Annotated in this window: 14 protein-coding genes and 1 pseudogene; 6 read left to right on the top strand and 9 right to left on the bottom strand. The window is 64.9% G+C overall.

Annotated features, from left to right (window positions below):
• Window positions 1-2: 2 nt before the first annotated feature.
• Window positions 3-683, bottom strand: a complete 681-nt coding sequence (locus CJU94_RS31620; RefSeq protein ID WP_095422462.1) for a response regulator transcription factor — start codon at window positions 681-683, stop codon at window positions 3-5.
• A 345-nt stretch (window positions 684-1028) separates the two neighbouring features.
• Here CJU94_RS31620 and CJU94_RS31615 point away from each other — a divergent pair, with 345 nt between their 5' ends.
• Window positions 1029-2498, top strand: coding sequence for an ATP-binding protein (locus CJU94_RS31615; protein ID WP_167397588.1), 1470 nt, complete (start codon window positions 1029-1031; stop codon window positions 2496-2498).
• A gap of 52 nt (window positions 2499-2550) precedes the next feature.
• Here CJU94_RS31615 and CJU94_RS31610 read toward each other — a convergent pair whose 3' ends face one another.
• The 3 genes from CJU94_RS31610 to CJU94_RS31600 form a co-directional block, all read right to left on the bottom strand.
• A complete protein-coding gene (locus CJU94_RS31610; protein ID WP_095422460.1) occupies window positions 2551-2925 on the bottom strand; it encodes a response regulator transcription factor in 375 nt (124 codons plus the stop codon).
• Window positions 2926-3000: 75 nt separating this feature from the next.
• The gene (locus CJU94_RS31605) at window positions 3001-3627 is read right to left on the bottom strand and encodes a response regulator transcription factor (protein WP_095422459.1); all 627 of its coding nucleotides are present in this window, start codon (window positions 3625-3627) and stop codon (window positions 3001-3003) included.
• A 93-nt stretch (window positions 3628-3720) separates the two neighbouring features.
• On the bottom strand, window positions 3721-5226 hold the full coding sequence (locus CJU94_RS31600; RefSeq protein WP_095422458.1) for an ATP-binding protein: 1506 nt from the start codon (window positions 5224-5226) through the stop codon (window positions 3721-3723).
• A 457-nt stretch (window positions 5227-5683) separates the two neighbouring features.
• Here CJU94_RS31600 and CJU94_RS31595 point away from each other — a divergent pair, with 457 nt between their 5' ends.
• Entirely contained in the window at window positions 5684-6097 is a 414-nt protein-coding gene (locus tag CJU94_RS31595) for a hypothetical protein (protein ID WP_095422457.1), read from the top strand.
• 50 nt (window positions 6098-6147) lie between these two features.
• Window positions 6148-6411 carry a hypothetical protein gene (locus tag CJU94_RS31590; protein ID WP_095422456.1) on the top strand — a complete coding sequence of 88 codons (264 nt, stop codon included), beginning with the start codon at window positions 6148-6150 and terminating at the stop codon, window positions 6409-6411.
• Window positions 6412-6499: 88 nt separating this feature from the next.
• Here CJU94_RS31590 and CJU94_RS31585 read toward each other — a convergent pair whose 3' ends face one another.
• Window positions 6500-6970 (bottom strand): hypothetical protein, encoded by a 471-nt coding sequence (locus tag CJU94_RS31585; protein WP_095422455.1) that lies wholly within the window; start codon window positions 6968-6970, stop codon window positions 6500-6502.
• 299 nt (window positions 6971-7269) lie between these two features.
• Here CJU94_RS31585 and CJU94_RS31580 point away from each other — a divergent pair.
• The 3 genes and pseudogenes from CJU94_RS31580 to CJU94_RS31570 all read left to right on the top strand — a co-directional run bounded on the left by CJU94_RS31580 (window position 7270) and on the right by CJU94_RS31570 (window position 12019).
• Window positions 7270-9620 (top strand): annotated as a pseudogene (locus CJU94_RS31580) (FdhF/YdeP family oxidoreductase).
• Complete coding sequence (locus CJU94_RS31575; RefSeq protein WP_095422454.1) at window positions 9607-11004, top strand: cytochrome ubiquinol oxidase subunit I; 1398 nt, start codon at window positions 9607-9609, stop codon at window positions 11002-11004. Before CJU94_RS31580 ends, CJU94_RS31575 begins: the two are co-directional and overlap by 14 nt.
• Before the next feature lie 25 nt (window positions 11005-11029).
• Window positions 11030-12019, top strand: coding sequence for a cytochrome d ubiquinol oxidase subunit II (locus CJU94_RS31570; protein WP_095422453.1), 990 nt, complete (start codon window positions 11030-11032; stop codon window positions 12017-12019).
• 136 nt (window positions 12020-12155) lie between these two features.
• On the opposite strand, the gene CJU94_RS31565 is transcribed toward CJU94_RS31570, so the two are convergent.
• From CJU94_RS31565 to CJU94_RS31550, 4 genes are all read right to left on the bottom strand, one after another.
• The gene (locus tag CJU94_RS31565; RefSeq protein ID WP_095422452.1) at window positions 12156-12569 is read right to left on the bottom strand and encodes a DUF3331 domain-containing protein; all 414 of its coding nucleotides are present in this window, start codon (window positions 12567-12569) and stop codon (window positions 12156-12158) included.
• A 105-nt stretch (window positions 12570-12674) separates the two neighbouring features.
• Window positions 12675-13631, bottom strand: a complete 957-nt coding sequence (locus CJU94_RS31560) for a helix-turn-helix domain-containing protein (protein WP_095422451.1) — start codon at window positions 13629-13631, stop codon at window positions 12675-12677.
• Window positions 13632-13962: 331 nt separating this feature from the next.
• The gene (locus tag CJU94_RS31555; protein ID WP_095422450.1) at window positions 13963-14661 is read right to left on the bottom strand and encodes a response regulator transcription factor; all 699 of its coding nucleotides are present in this window, start codon (window positions 14659-14661) and stop codon (window positions 13963-13965) included.
• Window positions 14651-16474 (bottom strand): PAS domain-containing sensor histidine kinase, encoded by a 1824-nt coding sequence (locus CJU94_RS31550; RefSeq protein ID WP_095422883.1) that lies wholly within the window; start codon window positions 16472-16474, stop codon window positions 14651-14653. The genes CJU94_RS31555 and CJU94_RS31550 overlap by 11 nt, the downstream gene beginning before the upstream one ends.
• Between the last annotated feature and the right edge of the window lie 97 nt (window positions 16475-16571).

Below are 16571 nucleotides of genomic sequence, written 5' to 3'. Positions count from 1 at the left end.
CGCTATTCGTTTGCCGTCAGCATGTAGCCGGCGTTGCGAACCGTCCTCAATAAAGACCGCTCGAAATCCGCATCGATCTTGTGGCGTAACTTGCTTACATGCACGTCGATGACGTTCGTTTGCGGGTCGAAATGATAGTCCCAGATATTTTCGAGCAGCATGGTGCGCGTGACGACCTGGTCGGCGTGGCGCATCAGGTACTCCAGCAGCTTGAATTCGCGCGGCTTCAGCGCGATCGGCTTGCCGGCGCGCGCCACCTTGCGCGAGAGCAGGTCGATCGAGAGATCGCCGACCTTCAGCGTGGTTTCCGCGTAGCTTTCATGCGCCCGCCGGGTCAGCGCGTCCAGGCGTGCCAGCACCTCGCCGAATGCAAACGGCTTGACCACGTAGTCGTCACCGCCCGCCTTCAGGCCGCGAATCCGTTCGTCGACGTCGTCGAGCGCGCTCACGATCAGGATAGGCACCCGGTTGCCGGTTGCGCGCAACGCCGCGATGATCCCCAAGCCGTCGATACCGCCCGGCAGCATGCGATCCATGATGATGGCGTCATAGGTCTCGCTGGCGGCGAGGAACATGCCGTCCCGGCCGTTGTCGGCCGTATCGATCACATGCCCTTCCTCGACGAGGCCCTTCTTCAGAAATCCAGCGACCTGTTCGTTGTCTTCGACGAGCAAGATTTTCATTTAAGGCTCGTGCCTTCCCATCGTCATTTGATGCACCGCCCGCGCTCACGCGTGTCCTCGGGCGAAATGCTCGCTAATCGGCCGATTATCCGCGAAAAGCACGACATCCGATTGACCCATGCCATTAAATTTTTTTAATCTTTGAGCGGACCGCCCCCGCTAGAGTCACGGCTGTGAAAAAAGTCACCGCGTCTTGCGCGGCAAGCGGGCTTTCGGGCTTTCGGGCTTTTCGAACCGACGTATTAACTAAGGTTAACGATTCCCCCATCCTGAGGAGATCGCGCGACTCATAAGATCGTCTCCATTGCCTCGATGCACGCTCACGAAACCCCAAGCGGAATGGTCATGATCAAGATCGGACGAGTCGACGTTTCGCTGGAGCGCCGCCAGCTTTTTCTGGAAGACCGGCCATTGCGCGTCGGCGCGCGCGCGTTCGACATTCTCGAAGTGCTGATCGAGGCGGGCGGGCGGCTGGTGAGCAAAGAGACGCTGTTTCAGCACGTGTGGCCGGAAACGGTGGTGGAGGAAAGCAACCTGCAGGTGCATATCTCCGCGCTGCGGAAACTGCTCGGCGAAGACAAGGACCTCATCAAGACCATCCCCGGCCGCGGCTATCGCCTGATCCGCTCGCATGACGCGAAGGTCTGCGCGAACGAAGCGCCGGCCCACCCGCCACGCCCGGCCGAGGCCACCGCGTCGAGCAACGTGCCGCACTCCTGCACGCCCCTGATCGGGCGCGAGCAGGCGCTCGCCGACGTGACAGCCGCGCTTGGCCGCGCGCCGCTCGTGACGCTGGTCGGCACCGGCGGCATCGGCAAAACACAACTGGGCCTGGAAGCGGCACGCGGCCAGATAGCGTCGTTCGACGAGGTCCGCTTCGTCAGCCTTTCGGCCGTCGAGCGCCCGGAGTCGACCTTGCGCGCAATCGCCGAAGCGCTTGCGCTGGATGCGGTGCATGCCGGGGCCAGTGCGGAGCGCCTGATTCAAGCCATCGGCGCACGCAAGCTGCTGCTCGTGCTCGACAATTGCGAGCACGTGATCCAGGAGGCCGCGACGATCTGCGAGCAACTCGTTCAGGCCAATCCCCATCTCAGGATCCTCGCGACGAGCCGCGAGCCCTTGCGAACCCGCATCGAACAGGTTTACTGGGTGGCGCCGCTCGAGGTGCCCGGCGAAGACCTCGTGCCCGACGAGATTCTCAAGTACAGCGCGGTCCACATGTTCATTGCGCGGACTCGCGCGCGTGATCCGCACTTTCGGGCCGACAGCGAGAGCGTCCGCCTGATCGGCACGATCTGCCGGCGGCTCGACGGCGTGCCGCTCGCGCTGGAACTGGCGGCGGCCCGGGTCACCGCGCTGGGTATCCGCGAACTGGTCGCGCAACTGGACAATCGCTTTCGCGTGCTGACCGGCGGACTGCGCACCGCGCCGGCGCGCCAGCAAAACCTGAAGGCGGCGCTCGACTGGAGCAGTCAATTTCTGTGCAAGCGCGAACGCACGGTGTTGCGCCGCCTCGGCGTGTTTCACGGCAGCTTCCAGCTCGGCGAGGCGTGTGCGATCGCCGCATGCGAAGACCTGTCCATGGGCGAGGTGACCGACGCGATCGCCGGTCTGGTCTCGAAGTCGCTGCTGATGTTCGGGCCCTGCGGGTCGGCCATGCGCTATTACCTGCTCGAAACGACCCGCGCCTATGCGCTGCAGTTGCTCGCTGAGGCCGGCGAGAGCGAAACGCTCGAGCGCTGGCACGAACGCTACGTTCGCACGCACAGTACGCTAGAGGACGAGGCGGAGGCGCCGGCCACGCGCTACGGCTGATCGGCTCCCACGATCCCGGACCGTCGAACGGACGCCGCGCTCACGCCTGCGCTCAGTGCGCCCCGTGCTTGCGTCCAATGGCGAGCTCGATCGAATCGAGCAGCACTTCTTCCTCGAACGGTTTGCGCAGGAAGCCGACCGCGCCGTGCCGCAAGGCCCGCGCGACGGTGTCGTCGTCGTCATGCGCGGACATGAACACCACGGGGATATGTCTGCCCTGCGCGTTCAGTTGGCGTTGCACTTCGAGGCCCTGCATGCCTTGCATTCTGACATCGAGCAGAACGCACAGCGCATCGTCGACCACCGTGGAGGCAAGGAATTCCTCTCCCGAAGAAAATGTCACAGTCGTATAACCGACCGCTTTCAACAGGTTGCCGACGCCACTTCGGACCGAGGCGTCATCGTCGACGATGCAAACAAAGCTCATAGCTGCCAATACTCCAATTGCGCCGACGTAGTCACAGAAAAAATATCCGGCGCGATATTCACTGCTTCAGGAGGCTCATCGCGTGCGACGGATCACTTCCCACATCCTGGCCAGTTCGATGAGCGTCTTCGCCTGCATCTTGCTCATCACCCGCCGTTTGTGCACTTTCACCGTCACCTCCTGGGTGCCCAGTTCGTGCGCCATCTGCTTGATCATCCTGCCTTCCACCGCCAGTTCGAACACGTCCATCTCGCGCGGCGTCAGCGCCGCGGCACGTTGCAGCACATCCGCATGGAATGCGCGCTCGGCGAGGTTGGCCTCGTCCTGGGCCAACGCTCGCCGGACCGCTCCGAGCAGTTCTTCGTCGTCGATCGGCTTGGTGAGGAATTCATGCGCCCCCGCCTTGATCGCGCGCACCGACATCGGAATCGATCCATAGCCGGTCAGGAAAATAATCGGCACCTGCACGCCCTTGCGCGCGAGCTGGCTCTGCACGTCGAAGCCATTCGTGCTCTTCAGGTTCATGTCCAGCAAAATGCACATCGGCACGCGCGGCCATGCTTGCGACAACACCCCGGCGGGCGACGCAAAGCCGTGTGCATCGAAGCCTGCCGAACGCAGCAGGCGCACCAGCGCGTCACGCACCATCTCCTCATCGTCAATCACATACACCATCGGTTCGAGTTCCGAAGGAACAGGCATGCCAGATTCCAGAAAAATGGGGCTTCGCGTGCCGTCAAGGTACATAAGGCCCACCGCGGGAAGCATCTGCGCGAACCGCGGTCAATCCCGATCTCATCGCGAGGCGACGGCTTGAACCGCCCGCTTGCCGCCGAGCGCCGCCGCGCCGAAAACGCGCGCATACGGCTCCTCGTAAGCTGGAGCGAAGTAGCTCGCCCGTCTGCTCATCACTTCATCCGCCTCGTCCGATTCGTGCAGCTTGCGCAACGCATATTCACGGGTCGTTTCCAGCAGGAAATATTCCTTGGTCTTGCTGTCGACGGTCGTCATGAGAAAGCACTTCGAGGCAAGGCCGACAATCGCTTCCGTCACTTCGTTGCACGACAGCCGGGCGCACGCGGCGACGGCGCACGCGGCTTCGAGTGAAAAGCGGGCCGGAAAAACACCGAGCCGCTGCAGCACCACGCGCTCCGTCGTGCCGAGGAGCCGATAGCTCCAGTCGAGCGCGGCCGCCAGAGTCTGCTGGCGCGGCGGCGCGGTGCGGCGCCCACCGGTGAGCGACTGGAAGCGGTCGTCGAGTTCGGCCATCAGCTTGCGGATGCCGAACACCGCGGCGCGGGCCGCCGCCAGTTCGAGGGCGAGCGGCACGCCGTCGAGCCGGCGGCAGATCGTCGCGACCATCTCGAGGCTGCCGCGGTCGCTGTCGACCACCGTGTTGAGCGCATGCATCTGCGCGAGGAACATCCGCACCGACGCACAGGCGAGAATCGCCTGGGAACCGGCGCCCGCCTCGGGCATGTCGAGCGGCGCGACCCAATAGAACTTTTCGTCGCGCGTGCGCAGCGGCTCACGGCTCGTCGCCAGAATGCGAAGATCCGCGCTCGCCTGCACCAGCAGTTCGCAAATGGCTGCGGCCGACTCGATCACATGCTCGCAGTTGTCCAGCAGCACCAGCAGCTTGCGGCCTTGAATCGCGGCGACCAGCGACTGAAGCGGAATATCGGCGGCCGCGCGCTCCACGCCGAGTGCGTCGGCGACCAGGTTGATCGCGGCCTGGCCGTTCTCCACCGAGGCCAGCGTGATGAAACACACCTCTCTGTCCGAGAGCGCCGCGATCGAGCGCGCCACCGCAATGCCGAGCTGCGTCTTGCCGATGCCGCCCGAGCCGAGCAAGGTGACGATCGGCGTGCTCTTCAGCGCGCGGGCAACGTCGGCAATCGCCGCGTCACGCCCGATCAACGGCGCGTGGCAAACCGGCAAGCTGCTGCGGCTTGCGGCGCCCGCCCGGCCGGCCGTGCCGGCACCGTGCGAGCCGGCCGGCTCGGACGCGTCGACGGGAATGGTCAGGCGGTAGCCGCGGCCGGAGATCGTGCGAATCACCTGGCTATCGGCGCCGAAAATCTTCCTGAGCGCCGACAACTGCACGTGGATGTTGTTTTCCTCCACCACCGAATTCGGCCAGACGTGCCGCAAAATCTCGTCTTTCGTGACCGTCTTGCCCGCCGCGCGGATCAGCAATTCGAGAATATCGAACGCGCGCGAGCCGACCTGGAGCAATCGATTCTCCAGGTACACCTCGCGCATTTCCAGAGACACTATGACTCGACCGATCTTGATCATGCTGCGCTCACGCCTGGTTGATTAGCGGGACAGGCCCGTTATGGCAATGTCGCCCGTTGCACCGACGCAGTCCCTGCCCGGCTTGCGTCGTCCATCCCATACTAAATGGGAAAGTCATCTGAAACTATTATCCATAGGGATATGAGGCGGGCCGCCGGTGCCCGCTCGCCGCGGGCTCAGCCCTGCTGGCGGCGCAAGCGCCGCCCCCCGCGAGCCCGTCGCGCATCACACCAACGTATGAGCCCGTCATGCGCCGGGCGGGGACGGGCCATCCAGCCGGCTTTCCCCGCCTGGCGCGGCATGGCGGGCCGGGGCCGTCTCATGCGTGCGAATCCGCAAGCCACCGTGCCGCAGTGAAAGATCGACGCCGCGCGGACCACGATACTGGGCCCCGTCAGTCTTCCCTCACCCGATTCAGTTGCGCAGCCCTTCGCGGCCGGCGCCCGGAGAACCCATCATGCGCGCCGAAAAAGCGTTCTGGAATCGACCCGCTTACGGCTATGCAGTCGCCGCCGTCTGTGTCGCGCTCGCCGCCTGGAGCGCGGCGAGTCCGCCGCCCACGCTCGGCATCGTGCAGGCGCTGGACCAGACCGACCGCGACACGCAGTTGCCGCTCGAACGGTTTGCCATCGAAGCAGGCAACGCGGCCGCCTCGCCATCGCGAGCGTTGCGGCAGGCCGAGGAGTCGTTGCCGCGTCGATCGCCCCGGCACGCGGTGCGGCCTTCGCCGCAGGATCGAAGCGTCGGTGGCGACACGCGCAACCGGAAAGCCGGGACGGACAACGGCTTTGCCAGGCTGACCACGCCACGCCGCACGAGCGGCGCGCGCGACGACGAACGGGCGATCAAAGACTGGAAGAACTGGACGTGACCGCGTCAATCCCGCTCGCCCTACCCGCCGCTCCTCATCGGAGGTATCTCATGATCGACCCATCGCAGCGACCAGCCGTGCCCATGCCCACCAACGTCAATCCGACGGCCGCCTGCGCGGACCCGAAAGTGTGGCGCTGGTATGCGGACCTGCTGGACGACCGGCGCCTTGTCTGCGAGCACGACGGCGCACGCTGGGTGGTCGCGGTCGACGGCAGACGCCTCGCCGACGAGCGCGCATTCGAAGCCGCGGTGCGCAGCGCCTATGCAATGACGCGTGCGCTCTCGGCGTTGGATCGGGCACGCGCGGCCTGAACCGCTCACAAGGCGCCCGTAACAGGAAATACGAAGGAAAGAACCGGAGCGAACACACGAAAGCGCCGCCGCGGCGGCGCCTGCCCGATCATTCGTCGTCGGGATGCACCCCGGCCGACACGAGGCACACGAAGGCGGTCGCTTTCAACACGCATTCCACCGAAGACAGCACGAATCCCAGCGGAAACACGCGATATTCGACCGGCAGTCCGAAGGCGACCGCCATCAGGCCGATCGTGCAAAGGAACGCGTAGGCGATCCGCGCCAAGCGGCTGCCGGCCAGAACGAAGCCCACCAGCGCGACCCACAGCAGTTTGGCGGTGATGCAGGCGAGCGCATCGCGCATGGACGTGCTGACCCAGATCTCGAACGGCAACTCGACAACCGACCAGACGGCGGTCGCGACAACGACCCGGCGCGTCCAGCGTCCGAGCGCGGCGGGTTCGGCCGGCGCGCCTGACCCGGCGCGCCAGTCCATGGCGTCGGCGCGCTCGGCGGCCGGCGGAAAACCCCGATCGCCGCCGGTCATGTCGCGGTGTGATTCGTCCAGATATCGCATGTTGATGCTCCGGTGGTGCTCAGATGTCGGCGCGCTGCGGACTTGCGAGGAATGCGGCGCCGCTGCGCGGACTTCGCGCGACCTCGCCGGGTGGAAACCATTATTTGCCGCCCCGTTGCGCCGATCTTTTCAGAACGCCTGCGCGCTTTCGAAAACGCACGGCGCGCGCCGCGGTGTCGTGGATACCGGCCTGATCCGGCGTGCGAATCCGAAACGGACGGGCATTTAAACAAGACCCGTGTGCGGCCGGGGACCATCCTTCCGATTCATGTTCCTCAACCCAACACCTGGAAACGGTCATGTCCAAACGAAAGACAATCCGCGTCTACAGCGAGCCCGCGGGCGGCTGGGGTGCGCTGAAGGCAACCGGCGAGGCACTCGCGCTGCAGGGCGTCGCCGTGTCCGGCGCGAAGACGCTGTTGCGGATGAACCAGCCGGAAGGCTTCGACTGTCCGGGCTGCGCATGGCCGGATCCTAAGCACACATCGTCGTTCGAGTTCTGCGAGAACGGCGCGAAGGCCGTGGCGTGGGAGGCCACCGCGAATCGCTGCACGCCCGGCTTTTTCGCAGCGCACAGCGTCTCGGAGCTCGCCGCCTGGGACGACTACGACCTCGAAATGGCCGGCCGCCTGACCCACCCCATGGCATACGACACGGCCTCCGACCGCTATCTGCCGATCGAATGGGACGACGCCTTCGCGCTGATCGCGCGGCATCTGAACGGTCTCGACAGCCCCGACCAGGCCGACTTCTACACCTCGGGACGGGCGTCCAACGAAGCCGCGTTCCTCTATCAGATCTTCGTGCGCGAATTCGGTACGAACAACTTCCCCGACTGCTCGAACATGTGCCACGAGGCGACCAGTGTCGGCCTTCCCGAATCGATCGGCGTCGGCAAGGGCACGGTCCTGCTCGAGGATTTCGAGGAAGCGGATGCGATTTTCATCTTCGGTCAGAATCCCGGCACCAACAGCCCGCGCATGATGAGCGATCTGCACAGCGCCTCGCGGCGCGGCGCGAAAATCGTCTCGTTCAATCCGTTTCGCGAGCGCGCGCTGGAGCGCTTCGCGTCGCCGCAGAATCCGGTGGAAATGGCCACGCTGGGCTTCACGCAGATCAGCTCGTTTCTGTATCAGGTGCGTGTGGGCGGCGACGTCGCCGTGCTCAAAGGCATGATGAAAGCCGTGATCGAGGCCGACGACGCGGCGCTCGCCGCCGATCAACCCCGTGTGCTCGATATTGCGTTCATCGAAGCACATACCCACGGACTCGACGACCTGCGCGCCGATCTGCGCGCCACCAGCTGGGAGGCGATCGAACGGCAAAGCGGGCTGTCGCGCGGCGACATCCAGAACGCCGCCGACATCTACATGAAGGCCAGCAACGTGATCCTCGTGTACGGCATGGGGCTCACGCAGCATCATCGCGGCACCGAAAATGTCCAGCAGATCGTCAACCTGGCACTGCTGCGCGGCAATATCGGCCGGCCGGGCGCGGGCGTGTGCCCGGTGCGCGGACACTCGAACGTGCAGGGCAACCGCACCGTCGGCATCACGGAGAAGCCCTCGCCGGCATTGATCGACGGGATCGAACGGGCCTTCGGCTTCCGGCCGCCCGCGGCGCACGGCCATGACGTGATCGCCGCGATCGACTCGATGATGCGCGGCGACGCCAAAGTGTTCATCGCGCTCGGCGGCAATTTCGCCGCCGCCGTGCCCGACTGGATCCGCGTGCAGGCGGCAATGCGCAAGCTCGATCTGACGGTTCACATCGCTACCAAACTCAATCGCAGCCACCTCGTGCATGGCAGGAACGCGTTGATTCTGCCGTGCCTCGGCCGCACCGAGATCGACATCCAGGCCGACGGTCCACAGTCGATTACCGTCGAGGATTCGATGTCGATGGTGCACGCGTCCGGTGGCCGCAACGAGCCCGCGTCACCGCATCTGAAGAGCGAACCGGCGATCGTCGCGGGCATCGCGCGCGCCACGCTCGGCCCGGACTCTCACGTCGAATGGGAACATCTCGTGGCGAGCTACGACCGCATTCGCGACAAGATCGAGATCGTCTACCCGATCTTTGAGGCGTACAACGAACGGATTCGCGTGCCGGGCGGCTTCCATCTCGCCTCGAGCGCGCGCGAACGCGTCTGGGCCACGCCTACCGGCCGCGCCAATTTCCTCGTCTCAACGGACTCGACGAAAACCCGGATCACGACGATCCCGACGCGCTATGGCTCACCACCATGCGCAGTCACGACCAGTACAACACCACGCTCTACTCGCACTCGGACCGTTACCGCGGTGTGTTCGGCCAGCGCGACGTGATCTTCATGAACACGCGCGAATTGCAGAAACGCAATCTGCATCCCGGCGAGCGGGTGGATGTGTACGCGCTGTCCACCGACGGGATCGAACGCGTGATCCGCAGTTTCAAGGTGATCGACTATTCACTGCCCGACGGCTGCTGCGGCGCGTATTACCCCGAGGCCAATCCGCTCGTGCCGCTCTACGCGTTCGATCCGAAAAGCCGCACCCCGTCGTACAAATCCGTCCCGGTGAAGATCGCGCGCGCCGCGGCGGTCGGCCCCGACTCCACTCATCAGGCGGCCATTACCAGCGCCGCGGGAGCTCATCATGCATCTCAGTGACGTCCTCGATCTGTCTCGCGCCCAGTTCGCGATGACGGCCATTTTTCACATTCTGTGGCCGATCCTGACCATCAGCCTGTCGGCCTTTCTCGTGCTGATCGAAGTGCTCTGGCTGCGCACCGGCAACGTCGGCTATTACCGGCATGCGCGGTTCTGGAGCAAGCTGCTGGTGCTCAATTTCGCGGTGGGCGTGGTCAGCGGCATTCCGATGGAATTCCAGTTCGGCACCAACTGGGCCGGCTTTTCGCGTTACAGCGGCCAATTCTTCGGCAATATTCTCGGCTTCGAGGGCGCGATGGCCTTCATGCTGGAGGCCGGCTTCATCGGCGTGATGCTGCTCGGCTGGGGCCGCGTGCCGCGCGCGGTGCATCTGTTCGCCACCTCGATGGTCGCGCTCGGCTCCAGCATCTCGGCGTTCTGGATCATGGTCGCCAATTCGTGGATGCAGACACCGGCCGGCGTGACGGTGGAGAACGGCAGGATCGTCGTAACCGACTATGCCGCGGCGATCTTCAATCCGGATATGGTCTGGGGTGTCACGCACATGTGGGTGGCGGCGATCGAAACCGGCATGTTCGTGATTGCCGGCATTTCCGCGTGGAACCTGTTCAAGCGCCGCAATCCGGAGTTCTTCGCGCGCTCGTTCAAGATCGCCTTGCTGGTGCTCGTATTCGTCGCGCCGATCCAGATCTGGCTCGGCGATTCGAGCGGCGGCAGCGTGTTCGCGACGCAACCGGCCAAAGGCGCCGCGATCGAAGGACACTGGACCACCAACCAGCCCGGCACCGCCGCGTCGTGGTCGCTGCTCGCGTGGCCGAACCAGACGACGCAACGCAACGACTGGTCGATCGAAGTGCCCGGCATGCTGAGCATTCTCGCCACCCATACGCTGCACGGCGAGGTCAAAGGCCTTCGCGACTTCGCGCCGGCCGACCAGCCGCCGATGCTGCCGCTGCTTTACTACGCCTTCCGCGTGATGGCGGGCATCGGCTTCGCGTTCATGGTGCTGGCCTTCTGGAGCGCCTACGTATTGCGCAAAACGCGCGGCAATCTCGAACGATTGCTGGAGCAGCGCAAGCTGCTGTTGGCCTGGGTGCTGTGCATTCCGCTGCCCTACGTCGCGGTCGAAGCCGGCTGGATCGTGCGCGAAGTGGGACGTCAGCCGTGGGTCGTATATGGCTTGCTGCGGACGAAAGATGCCGTGTCGAGCGTGGCGGCCTCGTCGGTGACGCTGAGCATGGGGATGTTCTTCTGCTTCTACGTCGTGTTGCTCGGCACCTTCTTCGTACTGGCGCGCAACTGGCTGCGCGCCGGTCCCGACCTCACGCTGAATCCGCCCGCGGCCGTCAAGGCCGAGGCGGCGGCCACCGTCACCGAGTACTAATCCATTCGCGTCGCAAGGAAATCTCATGGACCACTCCACTCACACGATGCTCGCCATCACCTGGTTCGGCCTGATCGGCCTGATGCTGGTGTTCTATGTCGTCACCGACGGCTTCGATCTCGGCGTCGGCATACTCAGCCTGCTGCGCAAACGCCGCGAGGATCACGACGTGATGGTGCAGACCATCGGCCACGTCTGGGACGCCAACGAAACGTGGCTCGTCGTGCTGGGCGGCGCGCTGTTCGGCGCCTTCCCGGCGGCGTATGCGCTGCTTCTGGAGGACCTGTATTTGCCGGTGATGCTGCTGATTGCCGGTTTGATCATGCGTGGCGCCGCCATCGAATTTCGTCACAGCGTGTCGCACGGCCCGGCCTGGGACAAGGTGTTCGGCATCGGCAGCCTGGTGGCCGCGCTCGCCCAGGGCGTGATACTCGGCAAGGTGATCACCGGGTTGATTCCGGGAGAGACGAGCGGCGTGTTCATCGCCGTGTCCGCTATCGGCGTCGTGGCGGGTTATACGCTGCTCGGCTCCACCTATCTCGTGAAGAAGACCGTGGGTTCCATCGAGCAATGGTCGCGCCGCCTCGCGCTGCTGAGCGCGTTCGTCACGGTGGCGGCGGCTGTCGTGCTGACCGCGGCGACGTGGTTCGTCAGCGAGGTGGGGCATGATCGGTGGACCGAGCACGGGGTGTTCCATGTGCTGGCCGCGCTCGGCGTAGCCTCTGCTCTGGCCTTCGCTTACATCATGGGGTCGCTGTATCTCGGGAGTATGCGCGGGCCGTTTCGCGGGGCGGTCGCATTGTTCGTGCTGTCGTTCGTCGGGCTGGCCGTCAGCCTGTTCCCGGATTTCGTGCCGGGCAAGCTGGGGATCGTCGAGGCGGCGTCCGATACCTCCACGCTGGTGTTCATGCTGATCGGAATCGGGCTGATCTTCCCGGTGATGATCGGATATAACCTCTACCAGTACTATATTTTCCGCGGGAAGGTGATCGGCGAGGCACGTGCCGGCGAATGACGCGGCGGCCTTCGCGAGGACGGCCGGGGCGGTGCTGTGAATCTCCTCTACGCCCTGCGCTCCAGAGCCAACAAAAAAGGCGCGAATCAAATTCGCGCCTTTTTTTGTTTCTCTCCCTGCCGCATAAAAACCTCGATCAATCCAGCACCGCCTCATTGACCACACGCTGCAGAATCATCGCTCCGGCATTGAGCGGCGCCGGCTTGCAAGGCCTGGGTTTATAGATCGCATCGCCGGGCCGGATAGCCCGCCCGCTCATCGCACAAACGCCGGCCACCCGCGCACGGCTCGCGTGCCAGACCTGATCACCGTACGAGCAATGCGTCGCGTCGCGCCACACCACCGTGGCCGTGGTTTGCGACGGCCGGTCGATCACCAGCACCTGAACCTCGAACCGCTCTCCCATCACCGGCAGGTGCGCCTCGTTGCGCCCGCTGCAAGCCGCGACCGCGGCCACGTCGACGGCAACCGCGTCGCTATTGCCGGACAGGGCGGACAGCAACCCGAGGGTCTGCAGCCACGGGTCGGTAAAACTCGCTTTCATCAGCATGATGGCACTCCTCTTTCAGATAAACGCATCGATCATCGAGACGGTCCCGCCGGCCACTGCCGGGGCTGCCGTGTCTCGCTCAGTTCCAGAAAGGCGTGATCGCGCTTACCGATCGACATTCGCTTTGGTCCGCCAGCAATAGGGCGTGTCGCCCACGATGCGCTTGAACACCGTCGTAAAGTGAGCCTGCGAACGGAAGCCGCAACTCAATGCGACGTCGAGCACGTTGTATTTCGTCTCGCGCAAGAGTTTCTGGGCATGGTCGATCCGGCGACGCAACAGGTATTCGTGCGGACGCATGCCGGTCGCGCGACGAAACTGCGAGGCGAAATGCATGCGGGTCAGCCCCGTGCTGTTGGCGATATCGGCGAGTCCGATCGGCTCGGCAAGATGGGCTTCGACGAATTCGACCGCGCGGCTCAACCGCCACGCCGGCAACGCACTCGCCTCGCGCGTCTGCCGCTCGCTCACGGTGAAATGCCGTGCGATCACGCGCGACACGATTGCGAGGCTCACGCTGTCGGTGAAAACCTTGCCGAGCGCGGCGTCGTCGGATTGCGACACGGCCAGCGCCTGGCCAAGACGTTCGAGCGCGGGATCGCGCACGAGCCGCGGATCGTCGATGCGGATGTCGCCGGCATGCGGCCGGCCGAACGTGTCCTCGAAACATTCGCCCAGCACCTGTTGCGAAACGAACAGGTGCAGCACGTCGCCGGGCGACTCGAACGTGGCGCGGCATGCCACGCCCGGTGCGGTGATCTGCAATGCGCCCGCGGTCACTCTGCCGCGCACGAGCGTGCGCCCGGCATGGGAGAACGTCAGCGACGTGCATTTGAGATTCATCGCGATGCAATGATGCGCCGCGCTGCCCGGATTGACGACCTCGAGCGCCTGCGTGTCGTTGCGCGTCCAACGCGACACGAGGATGTTGCCGCGCTGGCGCGCACCGGCATCCTCATCCACCGGACAGCGCCATTGATTCTCCGTGCCGATCCGGCTCACCAGCGTCTTCCGGACGACGTCCGCTGCGGGTTCGGGATACGACGTCGACGAACTGATCATGATCTGGTCATCCGAGTAAGTGTTAAGACAGGGCCGGGTAAGAGCGGCGCTGCATGGACTCCAAGGTATCGCACGGCGATTGGCCCAACTAGCCCTACATACGGTTGTCTGAAATGACCAATGGTTGGGTCGTTTCATATCCAGGTTTAGTCGTGCCGCGAACCGCACGCGCAGCGCTACGCCGCGCCTGGCGGGAGCAAGCGCCGGAGCGTGTCGGAATGGGTGGGACTGCCGCGCTTCCTTGAACAGAAGCGGTGAATTACCTATACCTGCGTATGAGTTCGCCAGCCTCGAGGCGCGCGGACCCTACACACGAACTGCGCGGCCGCGCTCAACCGCGCAAACCGCGCGCCGGCGTTGCCATGCCTTGCGGCGCCTTGATGCCGAGCGCCTCGGCCTTCAGCACGAAATCGGCAAGCGAGCGCGCGCCCATCTTGCGCATGGCCTGACCGCGATGAATCTTGACGGTGATTTCACTCAGATTCAGCTCGCCGGCAATCTGTTTGTTCATCAGACCGGCGGCGACAAATGCCATGACTTCGCGCTCGCGCGAAGTCAACGATTCATAGCACCGGCGCAGGTCCGCCACGGAGCGGTTGGCCGCGCGGCGCTCCTCGTCGCTCGCCAGCGCGTGCGCGACGGCGTCGAGCATGTCCTGATCGCGAAACGGTTTGGCCAGAAAGTCCTTGGCGCCGGCCTTCATTGCCTTGACCGTCATCGCTATGTCGCCGTGCGCGGTCATGAAGACGATCGGCAGACCGAGTTCGCTCGCGGCGATCTGCTCCTGCACCGCGAGGCCGCTTTGTCCTTTGAGGCGCACGTCGAGGATCAGACAGCTCGGCACGTCGGGCATGTCGAAAGCGAGAAACTCCTGCGCGGAGCCGAAGGTTTCCACGTTCAGACCAACCGAGCGCAGCAGATTCCTGACGGCATCGCGCATCGACTCGTCGTCGTCCACGACGTACACCGTGGCGCTGATTGCATGACTGCCGGTGTCGGCGCTCGCATCGCCGTGCGCATCACTGCTCATGACTTCTCCCTTCGTCGACGGGCAGGACGAACTTCAGCACCGCGCCGCCGGTTGGCGGTGACTCGGCCCAGATGCGGCCGCCGTGTGCTTCGACGATCGAACGGCAGATCGACAGTCCCATACCCATGCCGTCGTCCCTGGTCGTAAAGAATGTGTTGAACAAACGCCCGGCGTGTTCGTCGCTGATGCCCGTGCCCGAGTCCTGCACGATCACCTGGGCTTCTTCGCCGTCGAGGCGGCGCGCGGCGATCAGCAGCGTGCGCGGCCCGGCCACCTCCGCCATGGCCTGGACCGCGTTCATGATCAGGTTGATCAGCACCTGCTGCAGTTGCACGCGATCACAGTAAGCGGTCAGCGACGGCTCCGCGAGCTCGACGCGCAAGTCGATGCGATGACGCTCCAGTTCGCGCCGCACCAGTTCGATCGACTCGCCCACCATCCCGTTCAGATCTACCGGCGCGGGCAGACGGTCGCGCTTTCTCGCCATCGCGCGGATTCGCTGGATCACCTCGTCCGCGCGTTTCGCGTCGCGGATCATCTGCGCGATGGACTGCGCAGTTTCGCTGATTTCCGGCGTCGGACGGTTCAGCCAGCGCAACGCCGCGCCGCCGGATGTCACGATCGCCGCGATGGGCTGCGTGACCTCGTGCGCGATGGAGGCGGCCAACTCGCCGAGCATGGTGATCCGCGTCGCGTGAGCGAGTTCGTCGTTGGAACGGGCGAGCGCTTCCTGGGCGCGCCGGGTCCCGGTGATATCCATCAGCGCGCCGACATACTCGCGGTGGCCCGACTGCCGGGTCGCGAGGCGGGCGACGTAATGGACGTACTTGACGCTGCCGTCCGGCATCGAAAGCCGATGCTCGATATCGACCAGCGTTTCGCCGCCGGCGGCCTGTCCGAATACGCCACGCACCAGCGCGAGATCGTCGGGATGCGTGCGCGCGAGCACTGCGTCGATCGACGGCACGGTATCGCGCGGGTAGTCGAAAATGCGGTAGGCCTCGTCGGACCACCACATTTCGCCATCCGGAAAGCGCACGGCGATGCTGCCCGTGCTGCTCAGCCGTTGCGCGTCGCGCAGGAACGCCTCGCTGCGCTCGAGCGCCTGCTCCGCCTGCTTGCGCCCGGTGATGTCGTTGTTGGTCGCGAGCACTGCGCGCGGGTTGCCCTTCTCGTCGCGCCACAGCGCCGCGCGGCTGGAAATCACGACGGCACTGCCGTCCTGCCGCACGCGCGTCAGCTCGCCATGCCAGCGGTTCGTGCGCAGCAGCTCGGCGCGAACCTCGTCGTAGGGGACCGGAAAGACCGTCTGCGTCATGTCCTGCAGCGACTGTCCGAGCGCCTGCTGCGCGGTCCAGCCGTACAGCGCCTGGGCGCCGTGGTTCCAGAAGGTGATGCGATCGTTCATGTCGTGCACGACGATCGCGTCGTGCGCGAGGTTGAGCAGTTCCAGCTGCTCGCGCAACGTCGTGGTGGCGGCCTGGTTTCTCAACGCCAGCATCGACGTGGTGGCGATCGCCAGCAGACTCACCGCGCAGCGCGCGGCCGCGCCGCTCGAGTAGGCTTCGTCGTGCGACATCACGAAACCCAGCAGCGTCAGCACGACGCAACCCCAGGCGGCCGCGACCGTGGACGAGCGGTTGCCGGTCGAAGCGACCAGCAGCACGACCACGACGTAGAAGACGGCGATCGCGATATCGAGCGGCGTCAGCGCGTCGATGATGAACACGACGAGCGCGATGGCGCCGGCCAGCATCGACACGACATTGGCGTCGAGCGGCACCGTGGGGAGAGCGCGGCGGCACGCCTTCATGACGGCCGGTTCAACGGGCCGCGCGGCAACGGCGCGCAGCGGAAGGGGGAAGCGTGTGCATGGCGTTCGAAACGGGCATTCGTTGACGAATACCGGC

Source organism: Paraburkholderia aromaticivorans (assembly GCF_002278075.1).
In the GTDB taxonomy this organism is placed as follows: Bacteria; Pseudomonadota; Gammaproteobacteria; order Burkholderiales; family Burkholderiaceae; genus Paraburkholderia; species Paraburkholderia aromaticivorans.
Note: the sequence above shows the minus strand (reverse complement) of the source record. Positions and strands in the feature narration are given on the sequence as shown.